This window comes from Halomonas sp. 141 (assembly GCF_002810305.1).
Taxonomy (GTDB): domain Bacteria; phylum Pseudomonadota; class Gammaproteobacteria; order Pseudomonadales; family Halomonadaceae; genus Vreelandella; species Vreelandella stevensii.
The window spans coordinates 82960-107913 of record NZ_PINZ01000002.1 but is presented as its reverse complement, the minus strand read 5'-3'; the positions used below and the strand labels follow the sequence as shown (position 1 = coordinate 107913).

The following is a 24954-nucleotide window of genomic DNA, read 5'->3' as shown; positions in this document are numbered from 1 at the left end:
TGACGCTTAGTTGCTGACCATATTGGACACGAACTGCTGAATAAGTTCTTCCAACACCAGCGCGGATTGCGTATCGCGAATCGTGTCACCATCCTGTAGCACCTCCGGGGCGCCGCCCACACTCAGACCAATGTACTGCTCGCCCAGCAGCCCCGCCGTCAGAATGGCCGCCGTGGTATCCTGGGAAAGCTGGCCTTCCAGGTCACTGTTCAGGCTCAGTACCACGCGTGCGTCGTACCACTCTCGGTCCAGCTCGATGGCCTCGACACGTCCAACGGTCACGCCCGCCATGGTGACGCGGGCACGCGGCTTGAGGCCGCCGATATTGGAGAAGTTGGCTTCCAGACGGAACGTGTCAGACGCGCCCGAAAGCGTCAAACCGCTGACTCTCAGCCCCAGAAAGACCAGGCCGATGATCCCCGCCAACATGAACAGGCCAACGCCAAACTCCATGGTTTTACTGCGCTTCATGACACCACCCCAGCTATTGAAGGCCGCCGAACATGACGGCGGTTAAAACGAAATCCAGCCCCAGCACCGCCAGCGATGAGTACACCACCGTACGAGTGGTCGCCCGAGAAATGCCTTCGGACGTGGGAATCAGATCATAGCCCTGGAACACGGCGATCCAGGTCACCACCAGGGCAAACACCAGGCTCTTGATCATGCCGTTACCGACATCGTTGATGAACGAGACGCTGGACTGCATGTTGCTCCAGTAGGAGCCTTCGAAAACGCCCAGCCACTCGACGCCCACCAGGTAGCCGCCCCAGATACCCACCACACTGAATCCCACGGTGAGGATCGGCAGCGCCACGAAACCGGCCCAAAGCCTCGGGGCCACTACGCGACGCAGCGGGTCGACGCCAATCATTTCCATGCTGGTCAACTGTTCGGTGGCCTTCATCAAACCAATCTCGGCGGTCAACGCCGAGCCGGCCCGCCCTGCAAAAAGCAGCGCTGCCACCACCGGGGCCAGCTCTCGCAGCAACGACAGCGCCACCATCTGCCCCAATGCCTGCTCGGCACCAAAGTCCACCAGAATGGTGTAGCCCTGAAGCGCCAGCACCATGCCGATGAACAGCCCGGACACCAGCACGATGGCCAGAGAAAGCACGCCGACAAAATGCATTTGACGAAGCCACAGAGCCCACCCTTCACGGGAAGGCACCCCGACCGCCGACTGCGCCAGAAAAACGGCCGCGCGCCCTAGCGCTTCGACCATCTCGCATCCCTTGCGCCCCAATCGCGTGATGGGCGCTACCCACTGTAAGAGTCTTGACTGCATTTACCCTGCCCCGCTTGCTGGATCGTGACCGAGAATGTCTCGGTAAAGGGTGTTGCCAGGATAGTGAAACGGCACAGGGCCGTCCGGCTCACCATGCATGAACTGACTGACTCTGGGGTCCTCGTTGACATCCAGCGACGCCGGCGTGCCATGCGCCACCACCTGGCCATCGGCGATCAGGTAGAGATAGTCGGCAATGCTCAAGGTCTCCTTGATGTCATGGGAAACCACTACAGAGGTCAGCGACATGGCCTGGTTCAAGCGCTTGATAAGCTGCACCAGTACGCCCATGGAAATAGGGTCCTGGCCCACAAAGGGCTCATCATAGAGAATCAGCTCCGGGTCCAGCGCCACGGCCCGTGCCAGCGCCACGCGGCGGGCCATGCCCCCTGAAAGCTCGGCGGGCGACAGATGACGCGCGCCGCGCAGGCCCACGGCCTGCAGCTTCATCAACACCAGGTCACGAATCATGGTATCGGGCAGGTCGGTATGCACGCGTAGTGGAAAAGCCACGTTCTCGAAGACATCCAGATCGGAAAACAGCGCGCCACTCTGAAACAGCATGCCCATTCGTTTGCGCAGCGCAAACAGCGCCTTGCGAGACAGCCGATGCACATCCTGCCCATCAATCAGCACGCGCCCCCGATCAGGCACCAGCTGCCCACCGATCAATTTCAACAGGGTGGTCTTGCCGGTTCCGCTGGGCCCCATGATAGCAGTGACTTTGCCACGCGGAATGCTCATGCTCACGCCACGAAAGATATCGTGGTCGCCGCGGGAAAAGTACACATCCTCCACCTGGATAAAGGGCATATCCGTCATGGGCATCACACCCCTCGTTCGCTCGCCGACGCGGGCATGTCAAGCCCGGATCGGCGGTTTAAAAAAACAGTGTTTTCGAAATATTATCGAACATCGTATCCTAACGCTACCCACAGGAACAGCCACGCGCACCTGGCCTGCTGCCCGGCGCCTGCCCGCAGTTTGGCTAAAAGCCGCCGCAAGGTGTTATTCTTGAAGGCTATCAACCGTGATGACGAGAACGAGACCGACCATGCCCCAATCTCCCACCCCACCCAGCTTGCTGCGCGAAAGCGCGCTGCGGACACTGCAGATAGAGCAAGCGGCCATTGGTGGTTTGCAAGCCAAGCTGGACGAGAGCTTCGACCGCGCCTGCCAGCTGATTCTGGCTTGCAAGGGTCGCGTGGTGGTGACCGGCATGGGCAAATCCGGCCATATCGCCGGCAAGCTGGCAGCCACCCTGGCCAGTACCGGCACGCCCGCGTTCTTCGTTCACCCCGGTGAAGCCAGCCACGGCGACCTCGGCATGATTACCCGGGGCGATGTGGTGCTGGCCCTGTCGAACTCGGGTGAAACCGCCGAAGTCACCGCCCTGCTGCCGCTGCTCAAACGCCTGGGAACCCCCTTGATCAGCATGACGGGGCGCCCGGACTCCACCCTGGCACGCCATGCCGAGGCCCACCTGGACAGCGGCGTCGAGCGAGAAGCCTGCCCACTGGATCTGGCCCCCACCAGCTCGACGACGGCAGCGCTTGCGCTGGGTGACGCGCTGGCCGTCGCACTGCTGGAAGCACGTGGCTTCACAGCCGAAGACTTCGCCCTGTCACACCCCGGCGGCAGCCTGGGCAAACGCCTGCTGCTAAGGGTACGCGACCTGATGCACGACGGCGCGCGGCTGCCTCGGGTGGCGCTGGGCAGCCCGCTGCGCGATGCTCTGCTGGAAATTACCCGCCAGGGGCTCGGCTTTACCTGTGTCATCGACAATGAGGGTCGGCTGGCCGGGGTCTATACCGACGGCGACCTGCGCCGCACGCTGGACCAGTTTCACGACCTGCGCGACGTCAAGGTAGACGACGTCATGACGCGGCCCGGCAAACGCATCGGCCCCGACGTCCTGGCAGCCGAAGCCGTGCGTATAATGGAAGATAGTCGTATCACGGCGCTGGCCGTGGTCGATGAACAGCAGCGCCCGATTGGCGCGCTGCACATGCATGACCTGCTGGCAAGCGGCGTTATCTAACCCATGATCCCATGATGAATGATACGGAGGCTCTATGGCCCTACCTGACGCACTTTTAGATCGTATACGCCGTGTAAAACTGCTGGCCCTGGACGTGGACGGCGTGCTGACCGATGGTCGCCTTTACTTCCAGGCCGACGGCGTCGAAATCAAGGCCTTTCATACCCAGGATGGCCACGGCTTGAAGCTGCTCAAGCGCGTCGGCATCCATGTCGCGCTGATTACCGGCCGTGACTCGCCCATGGTGAGCCAGCGCGCCGCAGCGCTGGGCATCAGCCATGTTCATCAAGGCTGTGAAGACAAGCTCGCCACCCTGCGTGGGCTCTGCCAGCGGCTCGGCATCACCCTGGAGCAGGTCGCCTTCTGCGGCGATGACCTCCCGGACCTGGCGCCGATCAAACGCTCGGGCGTCGGCATCACCGTCCCCAACGCACCGGACTACATGCATACCCACGCCGATTGGATTACCGACCGTCTGGGCGGGCATGGCGCCGTTCGCGAAATTTGCGACACGCTGCTGACCAACCAGGGGCACTGGGACGCCGTGCTCGACACTTACCTACACGGCTCCACCTGAATGGGCATCAGGGTGAAAAAGCGCGTCTGGCTGACGGGGCTGGTCATCACCCTGGGGGGACTGCTGGTTTGGCTGGACCCCCGCGCGCCCCAGCAGCGCGAGGTAGATCCTGAGGCTCAGGCTCAGGAGCCCGGACACGTGCTGGAGAGTGCCGAGATCACTCTGTTTGGTGAAGATGGCACTCTGCAACAGTCGCTGGTCGCGCCGCGACTGGTACATACCCCGCAAGCGGCGATGACCAACGTCACGTCACCGCGCGCCACGCTGTTCGATAGTGAACAGCGTGAGTGGTTGGCGGTTGCCGATACCGGCACCCTGAACACGGACACCCAGGCGCTGACGCTGGCCGGATCGGCACGGCTATTGGCACCAGACGAAGGCTGGCAGCTGGATACCGACCTGCTGCATTATGATGGCCTGGCACGTCATGCCTGGAGCGACACCCCCGTAGTGCTGCAGCAGCCACCCCAGCGTATCGAGGCATCCCGTATGGATGTCTGGCTGGACGATAGTCGTGTCAGCTTGATCAATAACGTGCGCGGCGTGCACCCGCCCGCCCCCCACCCTTCTCAGGAGTCGCCATGAACGCCCTGCTTCGTACGGCACTGCTCGCCCTTGCCGTCCCCATGGTGGTAGGCGTACTGCCTGCTACTGCTCAACAACAGGCCCCTATCGAAGTAGAGGCCGACCGCCTGGACCTGGACCAGCGCGCGGGCACGGCGGTTTACTCTGGCAATGTCGATATTCGTCAGGGTGAAATGCAGCTGCGCGGAGAGCGTGTCGAAATTCACCGCAACCAGGCCGGCGAACTCTCCCGGGCCGTCGCCACGGGCGAGCGTGCCTACCTGCGCAATCAACTGGAAGACCAGACGACGCCCATGGAAGGCTGGGCGCGCCGCATCGTCTACCACGTGTCCGAACGCCGCGTCGAGCTCATCGACCAAGCCGAACTGACCCAGCAAGGGGATCGTTTCCAGGGGGGACGGCTCGAATACTTCATCGACCGCGGGGTGGTGCAAGCGCGCTCTGATGTCAGCGGCAGTTCGCCACAGCGCATCCGCATGACCCTGCAGCCCGAACAATAGCGAGAGGACGCCCCGTGACAGCGATGACCCCCGACACCGCAGCGGTCAAGACACTCCATGCACAGCATCTGGCCAAGAGCTACAAACGCCGCCGCGTGGTCAAGGATATCAATCTGGAAATTGCCCAGGGCAGCGTGGTGGGCCTGCTGGGCCCTAACGGCGCGGGCAAGACCACCTCGTTCTACATGATCGTCGGCCTGGTGAAATCCGATGCTGGCAAGGTGGGCATCGACGATCTCGACCTGACCCGGGCGCCCATGCATGAACGCGCGCTGGCGGGTATCGGCTACCTGCCCCAGGAAGCATCGATCTTTCGCAAGCTGTCGGTGGCCGACAACATCATGGCCATTCTGGAAACGCGCCGGGAGCTGGACCGCAATAGCCGAGAAGCGAAGCTCGAATCCCTGCTGGAAGACTTCCACATCACCCATATTCGCGACAACCTGGGCATGAGCCTGTCGGGCGGCGAGCGGCGACGGGTGGAAATTGCCCGCTCGCTGGCCACCGAGCCCGCTTTCATTCTACTGGACGAACCTTTTGCTGGCGTCGACCCCATTTCCGTGGGCGATATCAAATCGATCATACGCGCGCTCAAGAAGCGTCATATTGGCGTCCTCATCACCGACCACAACGTGCGTGAAACCCTGGATATCTGCGATATTGCCTATATTGTTGGCGACGGACACATCATAGCCAGTGGAAACCCCCAGGAAATTCTCAATAACCAGAAGGTGCGCGACGTCTACCTGGGCGCCGACTTCCGCCTTTAAATAATGGCCCACGAAGACATTTTATTTAGTGGCATGCTTATTGCACTTGCACCAAACGGAGAGTCGCTCTAGGGTGGAGCTTTCTGATTAACGAGTGGTTCTCAGATGGTCATGAAAGCTTCTCTTCAACTGCGCATCGGCACACAGCTGACCATGACACCTCAGCTGCAGCAGGCCATTGCGCTGCTTCAGCTATCGACGCTGGACCTTCGTCAAGAAATTCAGCAGGCGCTGGATGCCAACCCCATGCTCGAACAGGAGGATGAGTTTGGCGAACAGGCGGTCAGCGAGCCTCAGGAAGCCGAGTGGGCAGACAGCATTCCCAACGAGCTCTCCGTGGACAGCGACTGGTCCGACACCTACCAGGACATGGGCAGCGCGGGCGGCAGTAGCGAAGGCCCGGACTTCGAGCGCCAGGCGGCCGGGCAGAGCCTTCACGGGCACTTGCTCTGGCAACTGGCCATGACCGACTTCTCTGCGCGTGAGCAAGCCATTGCCGAGAGCCTCATCGATGCGCTGGATGCCAACGGCTATCTGACCCAGCCGCTCAACGACATCCGCGAGGGGCTCAAGGCGCAGGGCCACGATGGCCTGAGCCAACGCGAGGTCGAAAACACCTTGCTGCGCCTGCAGCAGTTCGAGCCTACTGGCGTGTTCGCCCGTGACCTGCGCGAGTGCCTGATGCTGCAGCTGGCCGCGCTACCCGAAGACACTCCGCTGTTGATGCCCGCCAAGCGTCTGGTACGCCAGTTTCTCGAAGCGCTGGGCAAGGACGACATGCGCCTGCTGAAACGACGCCTGAGCCTCGATGACGAGCAGCTGGACGATGTCATTCGTTTAATCCGCAGCCTTGACCCTCGCCCCGGAAGCGCCTACGGCGTCACCGACGACAGCTATGTGACGCCGGACCTGGTGGTACGTCACGATCACGAGGGCTGGCATCTGGAACTCAACCCGGAAGCGCTGCCTCGGCTACGTATCCAGCCCGACTACGCCAGCCTGATCAAGCGCGCCGACAAGAGCCAGGACAACCAGTTTTTGAAAGAGCACCTCCAGGAGGCTCGCTGGCTGATCAAGAGCCTGTCGAGCCGCAACGACACGCTGCTGCGCGTGGGGCGCGAGATCATTGCCCGCCAGATAGGCTTCCTCGAGCAGGGTGAAGAGGCCATGAAACCGCTGATTCTGGCCGATATCGCCGAAGCGGTAGAGATGCATGAATCGACCATCTCCCGGGTCACCACCCAGAAATACATTCATACCCCGCGCGGGGTCTTCGAGCTCAAGTACTTCTTCTCCAGCCAGGTCAGCGGCCAGGAGGGCGGCGACAGCCACTCCAGCACGGCCATTCGAGCACGCATCAAGAAACTGATTCAGGACGAGCCGCCAGGCAAGCCACTCTCCGACAGTCGCCTGGTCACCCTGCTGGAAGAGGGTGGCATTACCGTGGCACGCCGCACCGTCGCCAAGTACCGAGAGTCGATGGGTATACCTTCGTCGAGCGAGCGACGCCGTTTGCGCTAGTTAAACGCTCTTGCCCAACAAACTCGCGGCGAGGGCTTTGCAATGGCCCAAAAAGGGTTACAATCGAAGTACAGTCCGATGGATAAGGAGCACGTCAATGCAAGTAAACATCACTGGTCATCACGTTGAACTGACTGACGCCTTGCGTGACTACGTAAACGAAAAGCTGGAACGCGTTGAGCGTCACTACGACAACATCACGACCGTCCAGGTCACCTTATCTGTCGAAAAGGAGCGCCAGCAAGCGGCTTGCACGCTGCATGCCGCAGGAGCAGACCTGCATGCGGAAGCGCAGGATAATGACATGTACGCGGCCATTGACGCCCTGGCGGACAAAATCGACCGTCAGCTGGTAAAACACAAGGAAAAAGCACAAGCCCGCGCCCAAGGCGCTGGCGTGCGTTAAACCGATGACGTTGGAAACCATACTCCCCCCGGAGCGCGTGCTGTACGACGTGCCCGGGGGCAGCAAAAAAAGGGTGCTGGAGTTTTTCAGCACCTTTATCGCTCAGAACACGCCCAGCCTGGACAGTCAGGAAGTCTTCAGTCGCCTGATTGGCCGTGAACGGCTGGGCAGCACTGGTATCGGCAATGGCGTAGCCATCCCCCATGCACGCAGTCCTCACTGCAGCACGCCCATTGCTGGCTTTCTCAAGCTAGCCGAGCCCGTCGACTTCGATGCCATCGATGGTGACCCGGTCGATCTGGTCTTCGTGCTGTTGGTTCCCGAAGAAGCCGATGACACGCACCTGGCCCTGCTGGGGCAGGTGGCCACGATCATGAATGACGCTGCCACACGCCAACAGCTGCGCAATGTCAGTAGCCAGCGCGCATTGCTCGAGCTGCTGACCGACAAGATTCGCGAGCAGGCTGCCTAGCGCAGCCATTGCCAGGCAGCAAGGCACACGGCAAGCCCTCTATCCCTTTGATACCCAAGAGAGATGCGCTATGCAGCTGGTGATCATTAGCGGCCGCTCAGGGTCCGGCAAGTCCATCGCCCTACAGGCGCTGGAGGATCTTGGCTATTACGCCATCGACAACCTGCCCGCCATGCTGCTGGGCTCGCTGGTCGATGAATTGCGCGAGCAAGGGGGGCGAACTCACCTGGCGGTCAGCATCGATGCGCGCAACCTGCCCACGGCGCTGGAGCAGTTGCCTGCGTTACTGGAAGAGCTACGTCAACGCCAGATCCGTTTTCAGGTCATCTACCTGACCACGGACGCACGCATTCTGCTGGAGCGCTACTCGGCCACCCGGCGGCGCCACCCGCTGACCCGGGATAGTGACATGACCCTGGAAGAAGCCATCGACAAGGAAGAGCAGACGCTGCTCGACATTCGCGATCTGGCCGACCTGTTGATCGACACGTCACGCCTCTCGGTGCACGATCTTCGCCGTCGCATCACCGATCAGGTCGCTCACCAACGGCGTGACCAGCTGACCCTGACGTTTGAATCCTTCGGCTATAAGCGGGGCGTACCCATGGATGCCGATATCGTGTTTGACGTGCGCTGCCTGCCTAACCCTTATTGGGACCCCAGCCTGCGGCAGTTCACCGGACGCGATGCCAATATTCAGGCCTTCCTGGGCGGCTACCCCATCGTCGATGACATGCGTGACGATATTCATGCCTGGTTGGACAAGTGGCTGCCCGCCTACCAAAGCAGTCAACGTAGCTATATGACCGTGGCCATTGGCTGCACTGGCGGCCAGCATCGCTCTGTCTACATGGTGGAACAACTGGCGCAGGCGCTGGTCAAGCGCACTGGCGCCATTCAGCTCAGGCATCGGGAATTGGGCTTGCAGTACACGCTAAGCGAATTACCCGCTACCGTCGATGCCGCTTCTTCCATCCCCCCCAGCGACACGACTTCACCCTGATATCACTCGGCAAAAAGGAACCAGAGTGCCTGAAAGAACCTTAACGCTGACCAATCAACGCGGCCTTCACGCCCGCGCTGCCACCAAGCTGGTCACGTGCGGCCAGCAGTTTTCAGCCCGCATTCATGTTTACAAACAGCAGCAGAAAGCCGATGCCGCCAACATCATGTCGCTGCTGATGCTGGCGGCCCCTTGCGGCACTTCGCTGACCATCACCGCAGAGGGCGAAGATGCCGACCAGGCCCTGGATGCCATCCAGGCCCTGTTCGACGCACGTTTCGACGAGGATCAGTAACCCTCGTTAGCTGCCCGCCACCGTCATGGCATCCACCAGCCAGCTGCCGGTATGGATGCTGCCCCGCGTATCGGTATCGTCGCCAATGCCCACCAGGCCAGCGAACATGGTGTTGAGATTGCTGGCAATGGTGAACTCTTCGATGGGGTATTGCACCTCGCCATTCTCTACCCAGAATCCGGCGGCACCGCGAGAGTAGTCCCCCGTTACGCCATTGACCCCCTGCCCCATCAGCTCGGTCACCCAAATGCCCCGCCCCATTTGCTGCAGCAGCTCATCACGCGATGTCAGCGGGGCCAGAAGACGCAGGTTGCGCGCTCCGCCGGCGTTTCCGGTCGACTGCATGCCCAGGCGGCGGGCACTGTAGGCAGACAGCATGTAGCTGGCGACCCTGCCCTGCTCGATGAAACGGTTATCCCGGGTCTGCACGCCCTCGGCATCGAAGGGCGAACTGGCGGTGGCACCGACTTCCATGGGGCGTTCTTCCAGTCCCATCCACTCTGGGAAAAGCGGGCTGCCCAGGCGATCACACAAGAACGATGCTTCACGGTATAGTGCGCCACCCGCCAACGCGCCCATCAGGTGCCCTATCAGGCCCGCGGCCAGGCTGGGGTCGAACAGCACGGGAAAGGTACCGGTAGGCGGTTTGCGCGAACCCAGCCGTCGCAGGGTGCGTGCAGCCGCTTCGCGCCCGACCTCCTCCGGGTCACGCAACTGTAGAGGGTTACGCGCCGACGTGTAGTCATAATCGCGCTGCATACCCTTGCCATCCTGGGCAATCAACATGCATGACAACGAATGGCTACTGCCCTTTTGGGTGCCTAGAAAGCCATGGCTATTGGCATAGACCCGAACGCCCTCGCCACTGGACAACGAGGCACCTTCCGACTGGTGAATACCGTCCACGCTGCGCCCCGCCTGTTCACAGCGCAGCGCCAGCTCGATGGCCTGTTCGGTCGAGAGCGCCCACGGGTGATGCACCTTGAGATCCGGCAGCCGGGTCGCCATCAGCGCAGCATCTGCCAACCCGGCAGCAGGGTCTTCACCGGTATAACGCGCAATTGCCAGAGCCTTTTCCACCGTGGCGCGCAGCGAGGCGCTGCTGGCATCGGTGGAGGAGGCGCTCCCCTTGCGCTGGCCAACGTAGACCGTAATGGCGATCCCCTGGTCACGGGAAAGCTCGACGGTCTCGACCTCGCCGAGCCGTACGCTGACGCCCACCCCCTGGTCGACACTGGCGCCTACTTCAGCGGCATCGGCGCCCAGCGTTTTCGCCAGGCCAAGAGCTTCTTCCGCCCGCTGCGCCAGTAGCGCCTGTTGCGCTGCTGCATCAAATGCCTGTGCCATGTGGTCTCCTTTTCGCCTCAATTGCATTGGCGAATCAATGTTATGGTCGCAGCCTGATATAATGCTGCCGACGAATCCAAATCAGTGAGTGTCTGTATGCCTAAGCAACGCCCCGAGCCCCTCGATATTGACGAGCAGGAAGAGCGTCCCAGTAAATCCCAGCTCAAGCGTGAAATGCATGCTCTTCAGGCGCTTGGCGAAACCTTGATTGCCATGAAACCCGCCGAGCGGGCGCGTTTTCCGCTCTCTGACGACATGCTGCGGGCCATCGAGGAGACTTCTCGAATCCGCTCCCATGAGGGCCGCCGCCGCCATATGCAGTACGTGGGCAAGTTGATCCGCAAGGAGGATCTAGCCGCCATCCAGGGGGTATTCGATGCCATCGAGCAAGAGAAAGAGCAGCGCGACCATGCCTTTCATCGTCTGGAAAAATGGCGTGATCGGCTGGTCGACGAGGGCGACGACGCCGTCGATCTATTCCTGGCCGACTACCCCGATGCCGACCGCCAGACCCTGCGCCAGCTAGTGCGAAACGCTCGCAAGGAGCGTGAGCAGGGCAAACCGCCGACCAGCGCGCGCAAGCTGTTCAAACACCTGCGCGACACCCTGGCACTCTAATCCGCACGCCCCCATGACGAGCTGTACTGCCTGGCTAGCCCGATTGCGTGCCACCGACGGTCAGCTCGTCCAGCTTGAGAGTGGGCTGCCCAACGCCCACCGGCACGCCCTGGCCCTCCTTGCCACACACGCCGATACCGGTGTCCATGGCCAGGTCATGGCCAATCATGGATACCCGCCCCATCGCCTCAGGGCCATTGCCGATCAGCGTAGCGCCCTTGACTGGCGAGGTGATGCGCCCATCCTCGATGAGGTAGGCTTCGCTGGCTGAAAACACGAACTTGCCCGACGTGATATCTACCTGCCCGCCACCGAAGCTGACCGCGTAAAGGCCGCGCTTGACGCTCTTGATGATGTCTTCCGGCGCATCCTGCCCGGCCAGCATCACCGTGTTGGTCATACGCGGCATCGGCAGGTGGGCAAAGGACTCACGCCGCGCGTTCCCGGTTGGCGCCATGTTCATCAATCGCGCATTCAGCTTGTCCTGCATGTAGCCGGTGAGAATGCCATCCTCGATCAGAGGGGTGTACTGGCCCGGCGTGCCCTCGTCATCGACGCTGAGCGCCCCGCGACTATCCATGACCGTGGCATCGTCTACCACGGTGACACCCTTGGCCGCCACGCGCTGGCCCATTCGCCCGGCGAAGGCCGAACTGCCCTTGCGATTGAAGTCACCCTCCAGGCCGTGACCGACCGCCTCGTGCAAGAGAATGCCGGGCCATCCGGCGCCCAGCACCACCGGCATCTGACCGGCAGGGGCATCCACCGCTTCCAGGTTGACCAGCGCCTGGCGCACGGCTTCCTGGGCATAGCGCTCGGCCACACCCTCATCGCGCAGGCGCGCCATGGAGTAGCGCCCACCGCCACCGGCGCTGCCTCGCTCTCGGCGACCATTTTTGGCGGCGATCACGCTGACATTGAAGCGCACCAGCGGACGCACATCCGCCGCCAGAGAGCCGTCGCTGGCACGTACCAACACGACTTCGTAGGTGCCGGACAGCGAGGCACTGACTTGGCTGATACTGGGGTCGGCAGCCCGCGCCACGCGGTCAGCCTGCTTGAGCATGGCCACCTTCTCTTCAGCGGTCAGCCCTGCCAGCGGGTCGATACCCGCATAGCGCGCCGCCGCGCTCACCGGCACGACACGCTGGCCCGGCAACTGCTTACCACTGCGCACGATACCCGAGGCGGTGCGTCCGGTATCCATCAGAGCATCGGCGGTAATCTGGTTGGAGTAGGCAAAGCCGGTTTTTTCGCCTGCCAGCGCACGCACACCCACTCCGCCATCGATGTTGTAGCTCGCCTCCTTGACTTCGCCATCTTCCAGCACCCACCCCTCCTGCCAGGTGCGCTGGAAGTAGAGATCGGCATAATCGATGCCTGCGCCCATGGCGTAGCCAAGGCCCGTCTCCAGGGCTTCCAGATCGAGGCCACCCGGCGTTAGCAAAATGGCAACTGCAGACTCTATATCGCTTGTGTGTGCGGTCATTGAGGGCCTTCTAAAGTAACCTGCGGCGAGGTCCAGGGACCCCGCACGCGATAATGAATGGTGGTGGCCTGCGCCAGTGCATCACCAAAAAGTCGGTCGGCAATGAAGAGCGCCCCGCCGACGATGGGGGCACCCACCGCGAGTGCCGCGATAGGCAGACTTTGGCTCACCGGCAGTGTGACGCCAAGACGCTGATCGAGTTCGCGCTGCAAGAGGTTAACATTTCCTGTCAGCGTAAAGGTCGTGGCAGGGGCATCAATTTGTAGGGGGCCACGCAGCAATAGCTGCCCCTGGGCCACGTCCGCCGTGCCATGCACCCGATCGAACGCCGTTCCCTGCCCGGTGACATCCGAAAAATCAAACCGCAGCCTGCGCAGAATGTTATCGAAATTGAGTAGCCCCACCAGCCGTGCAGGTGCCGAGTCGAGCATCACGAAGCGCCCGTCACGAATATCCGTGCTCAATTCTCCGCCTGCGCGGGCCAGCGCAAACTGCCAAGGCGCCCCCGGCCAGGCAAGCTCAGCGGCAACGTTGGTGGTACGGCTGCGCATGGCCACGGGTTGGCCCAGGCGCTCCAGGGCGGTGCCCAGATCGCCGCCCTGAATCGTCAGGTCAGCGCGGGTGCGACTGGTCACCGGATTACCCTCCCAATGCAGCTCCCCACGCGCTGAGAGCTGCCCCAGGGTCAGGCCCACCGGCGCAATGGAAAGCCCCTGAGCGCTGGTCTGCCAATAAGCGGTCAGGGGGCCATAAAGCCCGTCACCCACACTGAGCTCGGCCAGTCGTAGCCGTCCATTGGGTACGGATGCCAGCCAAGCGGGGATAGCGGCTGGGGCGGCGTATTCGGTAGTGATCTCGTCGACCCAGGAGCCCGGCGTGGGCACCTCTCTCGATGACGCCTCGCTCGCGGCCTCTTCGCTGGGCAAATCAAGCAAACGGTCAGCGACCAGATAGCTCACGACCACATCCAGTGGGCGCGACTCCCGTGGCTGATAGTGCACACGACCGGAGAGCAGCTCACCGTTGATTTGCAGCTGTGCCCGGTCCGTCTCGGCGCTACCGGAAGCCGTCATGGCGCCCAGACACTCGTCGCGATAACGCAAGCAGGAGGTTCTCAGCACGGCTTCGAGGGTCGGCAACGCCCCGGACGTCGGCGGACCACCCGCCCCATTGTCGAACAGCGGCGACAAGGCCTGCTGCCAGGCCAAGGGATCAATGGTGTTTAGAGACGCATCGATTTTCCAGCCTGGCTGCTGGGGCCATTCCACCAGCGGTGCCACGCTGCCCAGCGCGACCTCGCCCATCAGCCCTTCTGGCTCTCTGAGCGCCAGACGCATGGCCAGCAGATCAGCTATCCGCACCTCCCCTCTGGCACTGGAAAAATCAGCGCGCACCCGTAATGGCCAGGGCTGCTCGGCGCGTTTATCGAACGGCTCGGGCAGCTGACTGGTCAGCCCAACCAGCTGGCTTTGCAAACTCAAGGTCGGGGTGTCTTCCCAGTTCACCACGCCTTCCCAGGCCGTGCGCCCGCGCAGCACCTCTTGTGCCGTGTCCGGCATACCCGCCAACGCCCAGAGCGCCGCGCTATCCACCTCACCGCTGAGCCGCACCCGCTGCTGATCTTCATCAAAGTCGGCGCGGATCCCCCCGCCTTGCCAACGCCCCTGCAGATTGCCCAACAGCGCCCGCTGCTCGCCCGACTGCTGCCAGCTCACCTCGCCTTCGACCTGGCGCAGTGACACAGGCAGCGGTTGGTAGCGCACGACCTCCAGAGAAGGCACCACGTTGATATCCAGCAACAGCCCTTCTGGATGCTCCAAAGGCACCGCCGCCGCCAGGCTGCCGTCGACCACGCCTTCAGCGCTGAACTCGTCGAGCGGCAACTCGCCCGCTTCTGGCATGGCCTTGAGAAAGCGCAACAGCGAGGCGCCATCGCTGTGCAATTGCCCCGACAGCCGCAGCATGTTGTCTTCACCCAGCTGGACGGCTCCATCAGACAGCTGGACCCCTTGACTCTGGGCACTCGCCACCTGCGCCTTCAGCTCTCCCCCCTGCCATATCAAGCGGCCATCGACCTCTTCCAGCAGCGGCCAACCGTCAGCTATCGGCAAGTAGCCCTCGCGCACCAGCAGCGCCAGCGTGGCAGAGAATGGCGGCGCGCTACCGGGCTCTCCAAACGGCAGACTCATTTTGAGCGCCCCCTGCGGCACCCGGCCACCGATGTCTTTTTGCAACCACTCCCGCAGCGCCGGCTCGAAGGCGCCAAGCGGCAGCCATTGGCCTAACGGGCGCTCTACGGCATCGACATTCTCAAAGGCGAGGTCGAGCCCAAACTGACCACGCTGCTGCCCCGTGATCAGGCCGAAGCCGCCCGCGATTCGCGCACCATCCCAATCGACGTGCAGCTCACGCCCGCTGATCATGGTCCGTGGACCATCGTAGACCCACTCCACCACGCCCTCGGCATGCCCCAGCTGCATGGGCGCTTCGAAGAGCTGCGGGAAGTAGAGTTCGCTGTTGCCCGCACTGCTGAAAGTCACCCGGCCGCGCAGGTCACGCGCCTGCACCCAGGCATCCAGCGGGCCACCGCCCGGCGCTTGCTGCCACGGGTCGACCGCCACGTTGGTCAAGGCGGCATCGACGCCCCAGCGCCCTTCCCGCTGCCCCAGCCGCAGCCCCTGCACCTGCCCTCTGGGGGCCAGGGTTTGCAGCACCCGCGTCAGCGACTCGGGTAACAGGGCGTACTCGCGCCAAGCGGCCAGCGAGGCCAATTCGAAGGCACTGGTGCGCAGCTCCCAACGGCCGGGCTCGTGGGCCAGGTACCAGTGGTAAGGCAAGGCAGGGCCGTCACTGATGCCCTCTGGCTGGGCCCACTCGACGCTTTCTGCGTTGCCGCTCAGCCAGGCTTCACCGCCCTCCCCGTTGCGCTGCCACTGCCCGGAGGCCTGGATGTTGCGCAACACGGCGTATTCCACGTCTCGACGCAGTGTCAGCTCGGGCATATCGACCGCCAACCGCGCATCCTCCAGACGCCCTTCTCGCCAGCGCCCCCACAATTGAACTTGACCGCCCGCCTGCTCCAGATAGGGCATCTGCTCTGGACGAAACAGCGCCGCCAGCACCACCAGATGATCCAATTGCATATTCATCTGCAGGGCCGCCGAAAAATCACTCAAGCCACGCACACCGGGCTGCATCTCGGCGCCCATGGTGATGGCCGGCAGCGCCGAGGCTGCCTGGGCGGGGTCTTCCACCACCTTCAGCTCGCCAGAGAGACGCGTACGACGCTCATCGCCATCCAACACCAGCGACGGTGCATGCAATAGCACCGTCTGCTCACGCCCATGCAGCAGCACGCGGCTGTTGTCTACCCACAAGCGCTGCCTGAGCAGCAGCCCTGCCCAGGCGTCGATCAGCGCCAGATCGATATCCGGCTGCGGGGCCATACCCAAGGGCAGCGTGGCGGGCGCCGGCCAGCCCCAGGTGGTCTCAGGCGTTTGGTAGAGATGAAACTCGAGCCCCGCCATACGAGCATCGCTGAAAACCGGAGCCCACTGGCGCAAACTCGCCAAACCATCGAGACGTAACTGCACGCGTTCGACGGCAGCCAGCGGATCGCCCTGCGGGGTGTCGATACGCAGGTCTTCGAGCAGGAAGCGTAGATCATTGCGCGCCAACGAGAGCGAGACTTGCCCAATGCTCACTGGTGCACCGATCCTGGCTTCCAGCACCGCTTCGATGCGTGGCGCGAGCGCATCACTCTGACTGAGAGCCACGCGCAGCGTCACCAGCAGCAGCGCCAGCAGACCCAATAGGACTGCCAGCGTCACGAGTCCAGCGCGCAGCAAAAAGCGGGGGAAAGGGCTTAGCGCAGCCATCACATTAATACGATGTCGTACTGCTCTTGGGAGTAGTGCGCCTCGACCTGAAAGCGAATGGTTTTATTGATGAAGGTTTCCAGGTCAGCCACGGCCGCCGACTCCTCATCCAACAAACGATCCACCACCGGCTGAGAGGCCAGCACCATGTAGGTTTCTGCACTGTAGGCACGCTCTTCACGGAGGATTTCTCGGAAGATTTCATAGCAGATGGTTTCGGGGGTCTTTAGCGTCCCGCGCCCGGCACAGGTCGGGCAGGCTTCACACAGGGTTTGTTCGAGACTTTCTCGGGTGCGCTTACGGGTCAACTGCACGAGCCCCAGCTCGGTTACCCCGGTACATTTGGTTTTTGCATGGTCACGCTCCAGCGCCTTTTCCAATACGCGAAGTACCTGACGCTGATGCTCGACATCCACCATGTCGATGAAGTCGATAATGATGATACCGCCCAGGTTGCGCAGCCGTAGCTGACGGGCAATGGCCGTCGCGGCTTCCAGGTTGGTCTTGAAGATGGTTTCTTCCAGATTGCGATGCCCAACGTACCCACCGGTATTGACGTCAATGGTGGTCATGGCCTCGGTAGGATCGATGACCAGATACCCACCTGACTTGAGCTGCACCTTGCGCCCCAGGGCTTTCTGAATCTCGTCTTCGACGCTGTAGAGATCAAAAATCGGTCGCTCGCCCGGGTAGTACTCGATGCGGTCCACCGCGTCGGGCATGAACTCTTCGGCAAACTCGACCAGCTTGACGAAGTTTTCCCGGGAGTCGATGCGTACTTTTTCGATATCATCGCGCATGACGTCACGCAGGGTACGCATGAACAGCGGCAAGTCGTCGTAGATCACGCTAGGCGGGGAAGCGGTGATCTTGCGCTCGCTAACCTTGCGCCAGATACGCAGCAGAAAATACATGTCGCCGGCCAGCTCTTCATCGCCCACGCCTTCTGCGGCCGTGCGCACGATAAAGCCACCCGTCACGTCGATGGTCTGTTCTGCAATGCTCTTGTCCAGCAGCGCTTTCAACCGCTCGCGCTCGCGCTCGTCCTCGATGCGCTGGGAAACGCCATGGTGAGGCGAGTCCGGCATATAGACCAGATAACGCGAAGGAATCGAGAGATGGGTAGTCAGCCGCGCCCCTTTCGTGCCGATAGGGTCCTTGGTGACTTGTACAACCAGGGCCTGGCCTTCGTGCAGCAACTGCCCGATGGTCTGCTGCTCATCGCTGGGGGTGCCCGGCGGCATCACTTCATGGGCATGGATAAAGGCGGCGCGCTCGAGGCCAATATCGACAAAGGCAGCCTGCATGCCAGGCAGTACGCGAACCACTTTGCCTTTGTAGATATTACCCACGATCCCACGTCGGCGGGAGCGCTCGATGAGCGCCTCCTGCAGCACGCCATTTTCCACCAGCGCAACGCGGGTCTCCATGGGCGTCAAATTGATGAGGACTTCACCGCTCATGCACAATTCCTTATTGAATATCCGGTTCCTTGCCAGCGCAGCGGTCGTCGCTCGGTAGCCAGTGCAGGCCCAATGACTACGTCGGATAGTGTCCCGTCCAGACGGGCACACCCTGCTGGACAAGCAAGCGCGTGGTTTCAAATAGCGGCAGCCCCACGACGGCAGAGTGGCTGCCCTGAATCTCTTCGACGAACACCGACGCAAGCCCCTGTATGGCATAGCCACCGGCCTTGTCCACGGGCTCCCCGGTCTGCCAGTAACAGGCGATCTCCTCGCGGCTCAGTGACCGCATGGTGACATGCGTGGTGACACAACATGAGAGTATACCCAGCGGCCCACTCACCGCCACTGCGGTCAGCACTTGATGCGTGCCCCCTGAAAGCCGCCTCAGCATCTCGGCAGCGTGCTGCTGGTCCCGAGGCTTGCCCAGGATCTCTCCTGCTACCACGACCGCCGTGTCCGAGCCGAGCACCGGCAAGGAGGTGCGGTCCATGGCCGCGCTGGCCTTGGCCACGGCCAGCCGCTCCACGTAGGCGCGAGCCGACTCATCGGCCAGCGGCGTTTCATCGATATCGCTGGGTAGCACGCTCACCGGCACGCCAATCGACGCCAGCAGCGCCTTGCGGCGCGGCGACGCAGACGCCAGACAGAGTACCGGCTGAGAGGAAGCACCGGGGATCATTTCGCTCATGATCCACTGCTCATCATGCGCCGCTCCAGAGCCACCAGCATGGTGGCCAGCCAAGGCCACAGCAATGCGCTCATCAGCGAGGGAATCAGGAAGGAGAGGTGGATCGAAAACTCGCCGGTCAAGGTACGCAACCACTGCTCGATCAGTTGCACCAGCCCAAGCAGCACCAGCACCAGCACAGCCTGCTGCACCAGCGAATAAGCGCGAAAGCGTGGATAGACCATGGCGGCCAGAAACGCCAACAGCGACAGAATCAGCGCGTGCTGGCCCAGCGCGGTCCCTTCGATCAGGTCCAGCAGTAGGCCCACCACGAAGCCGTGAAAAACCCCCACCCGATCCGGTGAGCGCATGCTCCAGTAGATGAGCATCAAGCCCACCCACTCGGGGCGAAACACCTGCCAGCCATCCGCCACGGGCATGACCTGCAAGCACAGGGCCAGCAGTAGGCTAAGCCAAACGGCGAACAGCGGCACGACGGGAGCCCTGGCCATCAAGGCGCCTCCTGTGAATGAGACTCAGCCAGACGCTGAGCGGCATGCACGGCCTGAGCCGAAATATCCATGGACTCATCCCAGCCCAACGCGTCGAACTCTTCGCGGGGCGTTGGAAAGAGCATCAGGAAATGCCGTGAGCGCTGCAACTGCGCAGCAGGTTCGGCCATGACACGAGCAAAAGGCTGGCCGGGGTCGTGATACACCTCAGTGACGCGCGCCACGGGATACCCCGGCGGAAAACGGCCCGCCAACCCGGAGGTGGTCAACAAATCCCCTTCACGAATGTCGGCGGTATCCGGTACGTGCAGTACGCTGACGCTGCCATGGCGCCCGGTGCCCTGCACGATGAAACGCAGGCCGTTGCGATTGACCTGCACTGGTAAGGCGTGGCTGGCATCGGCCAACAGCAGCACACGGCTGGAGTAGGCCGATACCGCGGTCACCTGCCCCACCAGCCCAGAGGCATCGATCACCGGCTGCCCGACGTAGGCGCCATTACGATGCCCTCGGTCGACCACCATTTGATGAGTAAAGGGGTCATTGTCCAGAGACAGCAGCTCTGCGGCAATATAGGGGATTTCACGACGCTCGGCCGCCTTGAGCAGCGTGCGCAGTTCGGCGTTTTCGGCGGTCAGATTGGCGAGCCGCTGCCCACGGTGGGAGAGCGTCAAGATCTGCTCGCGCAGGCGGCGATTTTCGTCCACCAGCGCTTGCTGGTCAGAGAGCGCAAGCGCCCCCCAGTTCAGGACGTCGCTGGGCACGCTCACCACCCACTGAATGGGGGCAACGACCATGGTCATCTGGGCGCGAAGATCTTCCATGCGCGTAAAGCGCTGGTCGACAAACATCAGCACGCTTGCCGCCAGCACACAGAAGAATAGCCGGTAACCGGGTAGCGGCCCGTGTGAAAACAGCGGTTTAATAGGCAATCCCCCGCGTCAAACCGCTGCGATCAATCGCTCGACAGTAACTCAAAGGTATGCTGGTCAATCATCTCCAGCGCCTTGCCACCGCCGCGCGCCACGCAGGTCAGCGGGTCTTCGGCCACGATGACCGGCAGGCCCGTCTCTTCGGCGATCAGCTTGTCGAGGTCGCGCAGCAGTGCGCCGCCGCCGGTCAGTACCAGACCGCGCTCGGCGATATCCGAAGCAAGCTCCGGGGGCGACTGCTCCAGCGCGCTCTTGACCGCTGATACGATCGAGCCCAGCGTTTCCTGAAGCGCTTCGAGAATCTCATGGGAATTGAGCGTAAAGCTGCGCGGGATACCCTCCGCCAGGTTACGGCCACGCACGTCGATCTCGCGCAGCTCGCCACCGGGGTAGGCACACCCGATCTCTTCCTTGATACGCTCGGCCGTGGCTTCACCGATCAGGCTGCCGTAGTGACGGCGCACGTATGCGGTGATCGCCTCGTCAAAACGGTCGCCGCCGACGCGGATCGACTCGGAATAGACCACCCCGTTGAGCGAGATGATGGCGATCTCGGTGGTACCACCACCGATGTCCACCACCATCGACCCCTGCGCTTCTTCTACCGGCAGGCCCGCGCCGATGGCCGCGGCCATGGGTTCTTCGATCAGGAAGACTTCCCGGGCACCCGCCCCTTCGGCGGACTCACGGATGGCGCGGCGCTCCACCTGGGTCGACATGCAAGGCACGCAGACCAGCACACGCGGACTGGGCGTCAGAAACGTGCTCTGGTGCACCTTGCGAATGAAGTGCTGGAGCATCTGCTCGGTAACGGTGAAGTCGGCAATGACGCCGTCCTTCATGGGTCGGATAGCCGTGATATTGCCAGGCGTGCGGCCCAGCATGCGTTTTGCATCGGCACCTACCGAAGCGACGCTACGCATGTTGCCCGACTGGCGGATGGCGACAACGGACGGTTCATCGAGCACGATGCCACGACCGCGTACATAAATCAGTGTGTTGGCCGTACCCAGGTCGATCGACAGATCGCTGGAAAACAGCCCCCTCAAACGTTTGAACATGGATGTTGTTACCTAGTGCAGACCGGGAACCCTGTGCGGATGCAAACGGTATCACCGCAACCCCTTGGCAGCAAGCACGAGTCGTGCCCAATGGTGCCCGTGGGGCGCAATATGTGGTACCTTTTGCGGCTATTTTCCACGTCTGTTCCACAAGACGAATTCAAGATGACCGTATGTATACCGCTCAAAGCGGAATATGTTCCATCACGTTTGCGAGGAAACCTCGATCATGGCGCTTGAAGAATCTCATGTGCGCCGGGCCGCGCATCTGGCCCGACTCGCCGTCAGCGATGACCAAGCCAGTGGCTTCGTCGACGACCTCAGCCGCATTCTGGACATGGTCGACCAGCTCCAGAGCGTGGATACCGAAGGTGTGGCGCCACTGGCCCACCCGCTGGATGCCACGCAGCGCCTGCGCGCCGACGAAGTCACCGAAACCAACCAGCGCGACGCTTTCCAGCGCTGTGCTCCGGCAGTGGAAAACGGCCTGTACCTGGTGCCTCGGGTGGTTGAGTAACCGCCGCACCCCCTCGTTTCTGCTTATTTCATTCGCCCCCGAACGGAGCTTCCGGGTCATGCACGATAAAACCGTAACGCAGCTCGCCGCCGCCCTGGGTAGCGGTGAACTCTCCAGCCGAGAGCTGACCTCCCATTTTTTACAGCGCATCGAAAAAACCGATGACAAGCTCAACAGCTTTATCACGGTGACCGCCGAACAAGCGCTGAATCAGGCCGAAGCAGCCGACCAGGCACGGGCGGCAGGCACGGCAAGCAAGCTGGCAGGCATCCCCCTGGCGCTGAAAGACATCTTCTGCACCCAAGGTGTTAAAACCACCTGCGGCTCCAGAATGCTCGATAATTTCATCGCGCCTTACGATGCCACCGTGGTGGAAAAACTGGCGGCCGCAGGCACCATTAGCCTCGGCAAGACCAATATGGACGAGTTCGCCATGGGCTCGTCCAACGAAAACAGCCACTACGGCGCGGTCAAGAACCCCTGGGACCTGTCGGCAGTTCCCGGCGGCAGTTCCGGCGGCAGCGCGGCAGCGGTAGCCGCCGGGCTCGTCCCTGCAGCCATGGGCACCGATACCGGTGGCTCTATTCGTCAGCCGGCCGCGTTCTGCGGCATCACCGGATTGAAGCCCACCTATGGGCGCGTCTCTCGTTACGGCATGATTGCCTACGCTTCCAGCCTCGACCAGGCAGGCCCGATGGCACGCACGGCTGAAGATTGCGCCCTGCTGCTCAACGTGATTGCCGGGCACGACCTGCGCGACTCCACCAGCGTCGCCCGTGGCGTGCCTGACTACACTGAAACACTCAACGCGCCGCTGTCAGGCCTGAAAATCGGCCTGCCCAGGGAGTATTTTGGCGACGGCCTCGACCCGGACGTCGAGCAAGCCGTGCGTGATGCCGTCAAGGTCTACGAGTCGCTGGGTGCCACGGTGCGCGAAGTCAGCCTGCCGCACACGCACTACGCCATCCCGGCCTATTACGTGATTGCCCCCGCCGAAGCCTCTTCCAACCTGTCACGCTTCGACGGCGTGCGCTTCGGCCACCGCTGCAAGGCGCCTGCCGACCTGATCGATCTTTACACCCGCTCGCGGGCCGAAGGGTTTGGCGAGGAGGTCAAACGGCGTATCCTGATTGGCACCCACACTCTGTCGGAAGGCTTCTTCGACGCTTATTACACCAAGGCCCAGAAGGTGCGCCGCCTGATCCGTCAGGACTTCCTCGACGCCTTCGAAGATGTCGATGTGCTGATGGGGCCTGCCTCGCCCACGCCCGCCTTCGACCTGGGCGCGAAGAAAGACCCGGTGTCGATGTACCTGCAGGATATCTACACCATTGCCGTGAACCTGGCGGGCATTCCCGGCATCAGCGTTCCGGCCGGATTTGCGGGCGGCCGCCCGGTGGGCCTGCAAATTCTCGGCACGCACTTTGCCGAAGCGCAGCTGCTCAACGTCGCTCACCAGTTCCAGCAAGCCACCGATTGGCATCTCAAACAGCCTGCCTTTGCCGAGGAGAACGCCTGATGCAATGGGAAACCGTGATTGGGCTCGAGGTCCACGTTCAGCTCGCAACGCGCTCCAAGATCTTTTCCGGCGCCTCGACGGCGTTTGGCGCCGAGCCGAACACCCAGGCCTGCGCCGTTGATCTGGGCTTGCCTGGCGTACTGCCCGTCTTGAACGAACAGGCGGTCGCCATGGCCGTTCAGTTCGGCCTGGCCGTCCATGCCGAGATCCCGGAAGTATCGGTCTTTGACCGCAAGAACTACTTCTACCCTGACTTGCCCAAGGGCTACCAGACCAGCCAGATGTATCACCCCATCGTGGGCGCTGGCGAGGTGGAAATCACCCTGGACGACGACACCACCAAGCGCATCCGCATCCACCATGCCCACCTGGAAGAAGATGCAGGCAAGTCGCTGCATGAAGACTTCCACGGCATGACCGGCATCGACCTGAACCGCGCAGGCACCCCGCTGCTGGAGATCGTCTCCGAACCGGACATGCGCAACGCCAAGGAAGCGGCGGCCTATCTGAAGGCCATCCACTCCATCGTGACCTACCTGGGCATTTCCGACGGCAACATGGCCGAAGGCTCGATGCGCTGTGATGTCAACGTCTCGGTGCGCCCCAAAGGCCAGGAAGCATTTGGCACACGTGCGGAAATCAAGAACGTCAACTCGTTCCGCTTCGTGGAGCGCGCCATTGCCTTCGAAGTCGAGCGTCAGATCGAGCTGATCGAAGATGGCGGCAGCGTGGTGCAGGAAACCCGCCTGTACGACCCGGAGCGCGATGAGACCCGCAGCATGCGCACCAAGGAAGAAGCCAATGATTACCGCTACTTCCCCTGCCCCGACCTGCTGCCCGTGGTTCTCGATGAAGCCTACCTGGAGCATCTGCGCAGCCAGCTGCCGGAACTGCCCGCCGATAAGCGCGCTCGCTTCCAGGACGCGCTGGGGCTATCGGCTTACGATGCCAGCGTGCTCTCGGCCAGCCGTGAAATGGCGGAGTTCTTCGAAGAAGTCCACCGGGTATGTGGCGATGCCAAACAGGCGGCCAACTGGGTTCAGGGCGAGCTGTCCGGCGCCTTGAACCGGGAAAACCTGAGCATTCAGAACAGCCCCGTCTCGGCCCAGCAGCTGGGCGAAGTGGTACGCCGCGTGCTCGATGGCACCATCAACGGCAAGGCCGCCAAGCAGGTCTTCCAGGCACTGTGGAATGGCCAGGGGGAGAGCGCCGATGCCATCATCGATGCCAAAGGGCTGAAGCAGGTGACCGACACTGGCGCCATCGAAGGCATGATCGATCAGGTCATCGCCGAGAGCCCGGCCCAGGTCGCCCAGTACCGCGATTCGGAGCCCGAGAAGCGCGGCAAGATGATCGGCTACTTCGTGGGCCAGGTCATGAAGGCCTCTCGCGGCACCGCCAATCCTCAACAAGTGAACGACCTGCTCAAGACCAAGCTGGACGCTCTGCTGTAACGCGCGCCCATTGCCAGCGCATCAACATGAGCGGCT

25 protein-coding genes are annotated in these 24954 nt (G+C 62.2%); 14 read left to right on the top strand and 11 right to left on the bottom strand.

Translation table 11 applies throughout. The features are described from left to right. Positions 1-6 precede the first annotated feature (6 nt). Genes mlaD through CWI66_RS01855 form a run of 3 tightly spaced genes read right to left on the bottom strand, consistent with a single transcriptional unit; the run spans position 7 to position 2110 of the window. Positions 7-471, bottom strand: a complete 465-nt coding sequence (gene mlaD, locus CWI66_RS01865) for an outer membrane lipid asymmetry maintenance protein MlaD (RefSeq protein ID WP_016913488.1) — start codon at positions 469-471, stop codon at positions 7-9. Between the two features lie 13 nt (positions 472-484). After that, a complete protein-coding gene (mlaE, locus tag CWI66_RS01860) occupies positions 485-1288 on the bottom strand; it encodes a lipid asymmetry maintenance ABC transporter permease subunit MlaE (protein WP_039177449.1) in 804 nt (267 codons plus the stop codon). Beyond that, positions 1289-2110, bottom strand: a complete 822-nt coding sequence (locus tag CWI66_RS01855; RefSeq protein ID WP_040460708.1) for an ABC transporter ATP-binding protein — start codon at positions 2108-2110, stop codon at positions 1289-1291. It lies immediately after the preceding gene. 232 nt (positions 2111-2342) lie between these two features. On the opposite strand from CWI66_RS01855, the gene CWI66_RS01850 reads away from it, so the two are divergent. The 10 genes from CWI66_RS01850 (at position 2343) to CWI66_RS01805 (ending at position 9458) form a co-directional block, all read left to right on the top strand. Then, complete coding sequence (locus tag CWI66_RS01850) at positions 2343-3329, top strand: KpsF/GutQ family sugar-phosphate isomerase (protein ID WP_081137017.1); 987 nt, start codon at positions 2343-2345, stop codon at positions 3327-3329. A 34-nt stretch (positions 3330-3363) separates the two neighbouring features. Then, complete coding sequence (locus CWI66_RS01845; protein WP_100730780.1) at positions 3364-3906, top strand: KdsC family phosphatase; 543 nt, start codon at positions 3364-3366, stop codon at positions 3904-3906. Continuing rightward, complete coding sequence (gene lptC / locus CWI66_RS01840) at positions 3907-4491, top strand: LPS export ABC transporter periplasmic protein LptC (RefSeq protein ID WP_100730779.1); 585 nt, start codon at positions 3907-3909, stop codon at positions 4489-4491. Further along, positions 4488-4991: a lipopolysaccharide transport periplasmic protein LptA gene (lptA, locus tag CWI66_RS01835; protein ID WP_100730778.1), complete on the top strand. Its 504-nt coding sequence runs from the start codon at positions 4488-4490 to the stop codon at positions 4989-4991. The genes lptC and lptA overlap by 4 nt, the downstream gene beginning before the upstream one ends. Before the next feature lie 23 nt (positions 4992-5014). Beyond that, complete coding sequence (gene lptB / locus CWI66_RS01830; RefSeq protein WP_016913481.1) at positions 5015-5761, top strand: LPS export ABC transporter ATP-binding protein; 747 nt, start codon at positions 5015-5017, stop codon at positions 5759-5761. 105 nt (positions 5762-5866) lie between these two features. Continuing rightward, complete coding sequence (locus CWI66_RS01825) at positions 5867-7282, top strand: RNA polymerase factor sigma-54 (RefSeq protein ID WP_016913480.1); 1416 nt, start codon at positions 5867-5869, stop codon at positions 7280-7282. A gap of 97 nt (positions 7283-7379) precedes the next feature. Beyond that, positions 7380-7688, top strand: coding sequence for a ribosome hibernation-promoting factor, HPF/YfiA family (gene hpf / locus CWI66_RS01820; protein ID WP_016913479.1), 309 nt, complete (start codon positions 7380-7382; stop codon positions 7686-7688). Between the two features lie 4 nt (positions 7689-7692). Continuing rightward, complete coding sequence (ptsN, locus tag CWI66_RS01815) at positions 7693-8160, top strand: PTS IIA-like nitrogen regulatory protein PtsN (protein ID WP_016913478.1); 468 nt, start codon at positions 7693-7695, stop codon at positions 8158-8160. 70 nt (positions 8161-8230) lie between these two features. Beyond that, on the top strand, positions 8231-9163 hold the full coding sequence (rapZ, locus tag CWI66_RS01810) for an RNase adapter RapZ (protein WP_016913477.1): 933 nt from the start codon (positions 8231-8233) through the stop codon (positions 9161-9163). Between the two features lie 25 nt (positions 9164-9188). Beyond that, positions 9189-9458, top strand: a complete 270-nt coding sequence (locus tag CWI66_RS01805) for an HPr family phosphocarrier protein (protein ID WP_016913476.1) — start codon at positions 9189-9191, stop codon at positions 9456-9458. Positions 9459-9464: 6 nt separating this feature from the next. Here the strand turns inward: CWI66_RS01805 and pmbA are convergent, their stop codons facing one another. Beyond that, positions 9465-10805 carry a metalloprotease PmbA gene (gene pmbA / locus CWI66_RS01800; protein ID WP_100730777.1) on the bottom strand — a complete coding sequence of 447 codons (1341 nt, stop codon included), beginning with the start codon at positions 10803-10805 and terminating at the stop codon, positions 9465-9467. Positions 10806-10901: 96 nt separating this feature from the next. On the opposite strand from pmbA, the gene yjgA reads away from it, so the two are divergent. Further along, positions 10902-11423 carry a ribosome biogenesis factor YjgA gene (gene yjgA, locus CWI66_RS01795; protein WP_016913474.1) on the top strand — a complete coding sequence of 174 codons (522 nt, stop codon included), beginning with the start codon at positions 10902-10904 and terminating at the stop codon, positions 11421-11423. A gap of 34 nt (positions 11424-11457) precedes the next feature. Here the strand turns inward: yjgA and tldD are convergent, their stop codons facing one another. The 7 genes from tldD to CWI66_RS01760 form a co-directional block, all read right to left on the bottom strand. Further along, the gene (gene tldD, locus CWI66_RS01790) at positions 11458-12912 is read right to left on the bottom strand and encodes a metalloprotease TldD (protein ID WP_100730776.1); all 1455 of its coding nucleotides are present in this window, start codon (positions 12910-12912) and stop codon (positions 11458-11460) included. After that, the gene (locus CWI66_RS01785) at positions 12909-16790 is read right to left on the bottom strand and encodes a YhdP family phospholipid transporter (protein ID WP_100730775.1); all 3882 of its coding nucleotides are present in this window, start codon (positions 16788-16790) and stop codon (positions 12909-12911) included. The genes tldD and CWI66_RS01785 overlap by 4 nt, the downstream gene beginning before the upstream one ends. Beyond that, a complete protein-coding gene (gene rng, locus CWI66_RS01780; protein WP_081194174.1) occupies positions 16790-18253 on the bottom strand; it encodes a ribonuclease G in 1464 nt (487 codons plus the stop codon). The genes CWI66_RS01785 and rng overlap by 1 nt, the downstream gene beginning before the upstream one ends. A 76-nt stretch (positions 18254-18329) precedes the next feature. Further along, positions 18330-18944 (bottom strand): Maf family protein, encoded by a 615-nt coding sequence (locus CWI66_RS01775; protein ID WP_100730774.1) that lies wholly within the window; start codon positions 18942-18944, stop codon positions 18330-18332. Further along, positions 18941-19435, bottom strand: a complete 495-nt coding sequence (mreD, locus tag CWI66_RS01770) for a rod shape-determining protein MreD (protein WP_081194176.1) — start codon at positions 19433-19435, stop codon at positions 18941-18943. Before mreD ends, CWI66_RS01775 begins: the two co-directional genes overlap by 4 nt. Then, on the bottom strand, positions 19435-20367 hold the full coding sequence (gene mreC, locus CWI66_RS01765) for a rod shape-determining protein MreC (RefSeq protein ID WP_026001639.1): 933 nt from the start codon (positions 20365-20367) through the stop codon (positions 19435-19437). Before mreC ends, mreD begins: the two co-directional genes overlap by 1 nt. Before the next feature lie 23 nt (positions 20368-20390). Next, complete coding sequence (locus tag CWI66_RS01760; RefSeq protein WP_016913467.1) at positions 20391-21428, bottom strand: rod shape-determining protein; 1038 nt, start codon at positions 21426-21428, stop codon at positions 20391-20393. 229 nt (positions 21429-21657) lie between these two features. On the opposite strand from CWI66_RS01760, the gene gatC reads away from it, so the two are divergent. From gatC to gatB, 3 genes are read left to right on the top strand one after another with little or no spacing between them, the layout of a single operon-like run. After that, the gene (gene gatC / locus CWI66_RS01755; RefSeq protein ID WP_016913466.1) at positions 21658-21945 is read left to right on the top strand and encodes an Asp-tRNA(Asn)/Glu-tRNA(Gln) amidotransferase subunit GatC; all 288 of its coding nucleotides are present in this window, start codon (positions 21658-21660) and stop codon (positions 21943-21945) included. A gap of 58 nt (positions 21946-22003) precedes the next feature. Beyond that, entirely contained in the window at positions 22004-23464 is a 1461-nt protein-coding gene (gene gatA, locus CWI66_RS01750) for an Asp-tRNA(Asn)/Glu-tRNA(Gln) amidotransferase subunit GatA (RefSeq protein WP_100730773.1), read from the top strand. Next, on the top strand, positions 23464-24918 hold the full coding sequence (gene gatB, locus CWI66_RS01745) for an Asp-tRNA(Asn)/Glu-tRNA(Gln) amidotransferase subunit GatB (RefSeq protein ID WP_016913464.1): 1455 nt from the start codon (positions 23464-23466) through the stop codon (positions 24916-24918). The genes gatA and gatB overlap by 1 nt, the downstream gene beginning before the upstream one ends. The last annotated feature ends 36 nt before the right edge of the window (positions 24919-24954 follow it).

Bases quoted from the DNA above. Each gene is read 5' to 3' on its own strand.
- mlaD (WP_016913488.1), bottom strand. From the start codon at position 471: ATGAAGCGCAGTAAAACCATGGAGTTTGGCGTTGGCCTGTTCATGTTG.
- mlaE (WP_039177449.1), bottom strand. From the start codon at position 1,288: ATGCAGTCAAGACTCTTACAGTGGGTAGCGCCCATCACGCGATTGGGG.
- CWI66_RS01855 (WP_040460708.1), bottom strand. From the start codon at position 2,110: ATGACGGATATGCCCTTTATCCAGGTGGAGGATGTGTACTTTTCCCGC.
- CWI66_RS01850 (WP_081137017.1), top strand. From the start codon at position 2,343: ATGCCCCAATCTCCCACCCCACCCAGCTTGCTGCGCGAAAGCGCGCTG.
- CWI66_RS01845 (WP_100730780.1), top strand. From the start codon at position 3,364: ATGGCCCTACCTGACGCACTTTTAGATCGTATACGCCGTGTAAAACTG.
- lptC (WP_100730779.1), top strand. From the start codon at position 3,907: ATGGGCATCAGGGTGAAAAAGCGCGTCTGGCTGACGGGGCTGGTCATC.
- lptA (WP_100730778.1), top strand. From the start codon at position 4,488: ATGAACGCCCTGCTTCGTACGGCACTGCTCGCCCTTGCCGTCCCCATG.
- lptB (WP_016913481.1), top strand. From the start codon at position 5,015: ATGACCCCCGACACCGCAGCGGTCAAGACACTCCATGCACAGCATCTG.
- CWI66_RS01825 (WP_016913480.1), top strand. From the start codon at position 5,867: ATGGTCATGAAAGCTTCTCTTCAACTGCGCATCGGCACACAGCTGACC.
- hpf (WP_016913479.1), top strand. From the start codon at position 7,380: ATGCAAGTAAACATCACTGGTCATCACGTTGAACTGACTGACGCCTTG.
- ptsN (WP_016913478.1), top strand. From the start codon at position 7,693: ATGACGTTGGAAACCATACTCCCCCCGGAGCGCGTGCTGTACGACGTG.
- rapZ (WP_016913477.1), top strand. From the start codon at position 8,231: ATGCAGCTGGTGATCATTAGCGGCCGCTCAGGGTCCGGCAAGTCCATC.
- pmbA (WP_100730777.1), bottom strand. From the start codon at position 10,805: ATGGCACAGGCATTTGATGCAGCAGCGCAACAGGCGCTACTGGCGCAG.
- yjgA (WP_016913474.1), top strand. From the start codon at position 10,902: ATGCCTAAGCAACGCCCCGAGCCCCTCGATATTGACGAGCAGGAAGAG.
- tldD (WP_100730776.1), bottom strand. From the start codon at position 12,912: ATGACCGCACACACAAGCGATATAGAGTCTGCAGTTGCCATTTTGCTA.
- CWI66_RS01785 (WP_100730775.1), bottom strand. From the start codon at position 16,790: ATGGCTGCGCTAAGCCCTTTCCCCCGCTTTTTGCTGCGCGCTGGACTC.
- rng (WP_081194174.1), bottom strand. From the start codon at position 18,253: ATGAGCGGTGAAGTCCTCATCAATTTGACGCCCATGGAGACCCGCGTT.
- CWI66_RS01775 (WP_100730774.1), bottom strand. From the start codon at position 18,944: ATGAGCGAAATGATCCCCGGTGCTTCCTCTCAGCCGGTACTCTGTCTG.
- mreD (WP_081194176.1), bottom strand. From the start codon at position 19,435: ATGGCCAGGGCTCCCGTCGTGCCGCTGTTCGCCGTTTGGCTTAGCCTA.
- CWI66_RS01760 (WP_016913467.1), bottom strand. From the start codon at position 21,428: ATGTTCAAACGTTTGAGGGGGCTGTTTTCCAGCGATCTGTCGATCGAC.
- gatC (WP_016913466.1), top strand. From the start codon at position 21,658: ATGGCGCTTGAAGAATCTCATGTGCGCCGGGCCGCGCATCTGGCCCGA.
- gatA (WP_100730773.1), top strand. From the start codon at position 22,004: ATGCACGATAAAACCGTAACGCAGCTCGCCGCCGCCCTGGGTAGCGGT.
- gatB (WP_016913464.1), top strand. From the start codon at position 23,464: ATGCAATGGGAAACCGTGATTGGGCTCGAGGTCCACGTTCAGCTCGCA.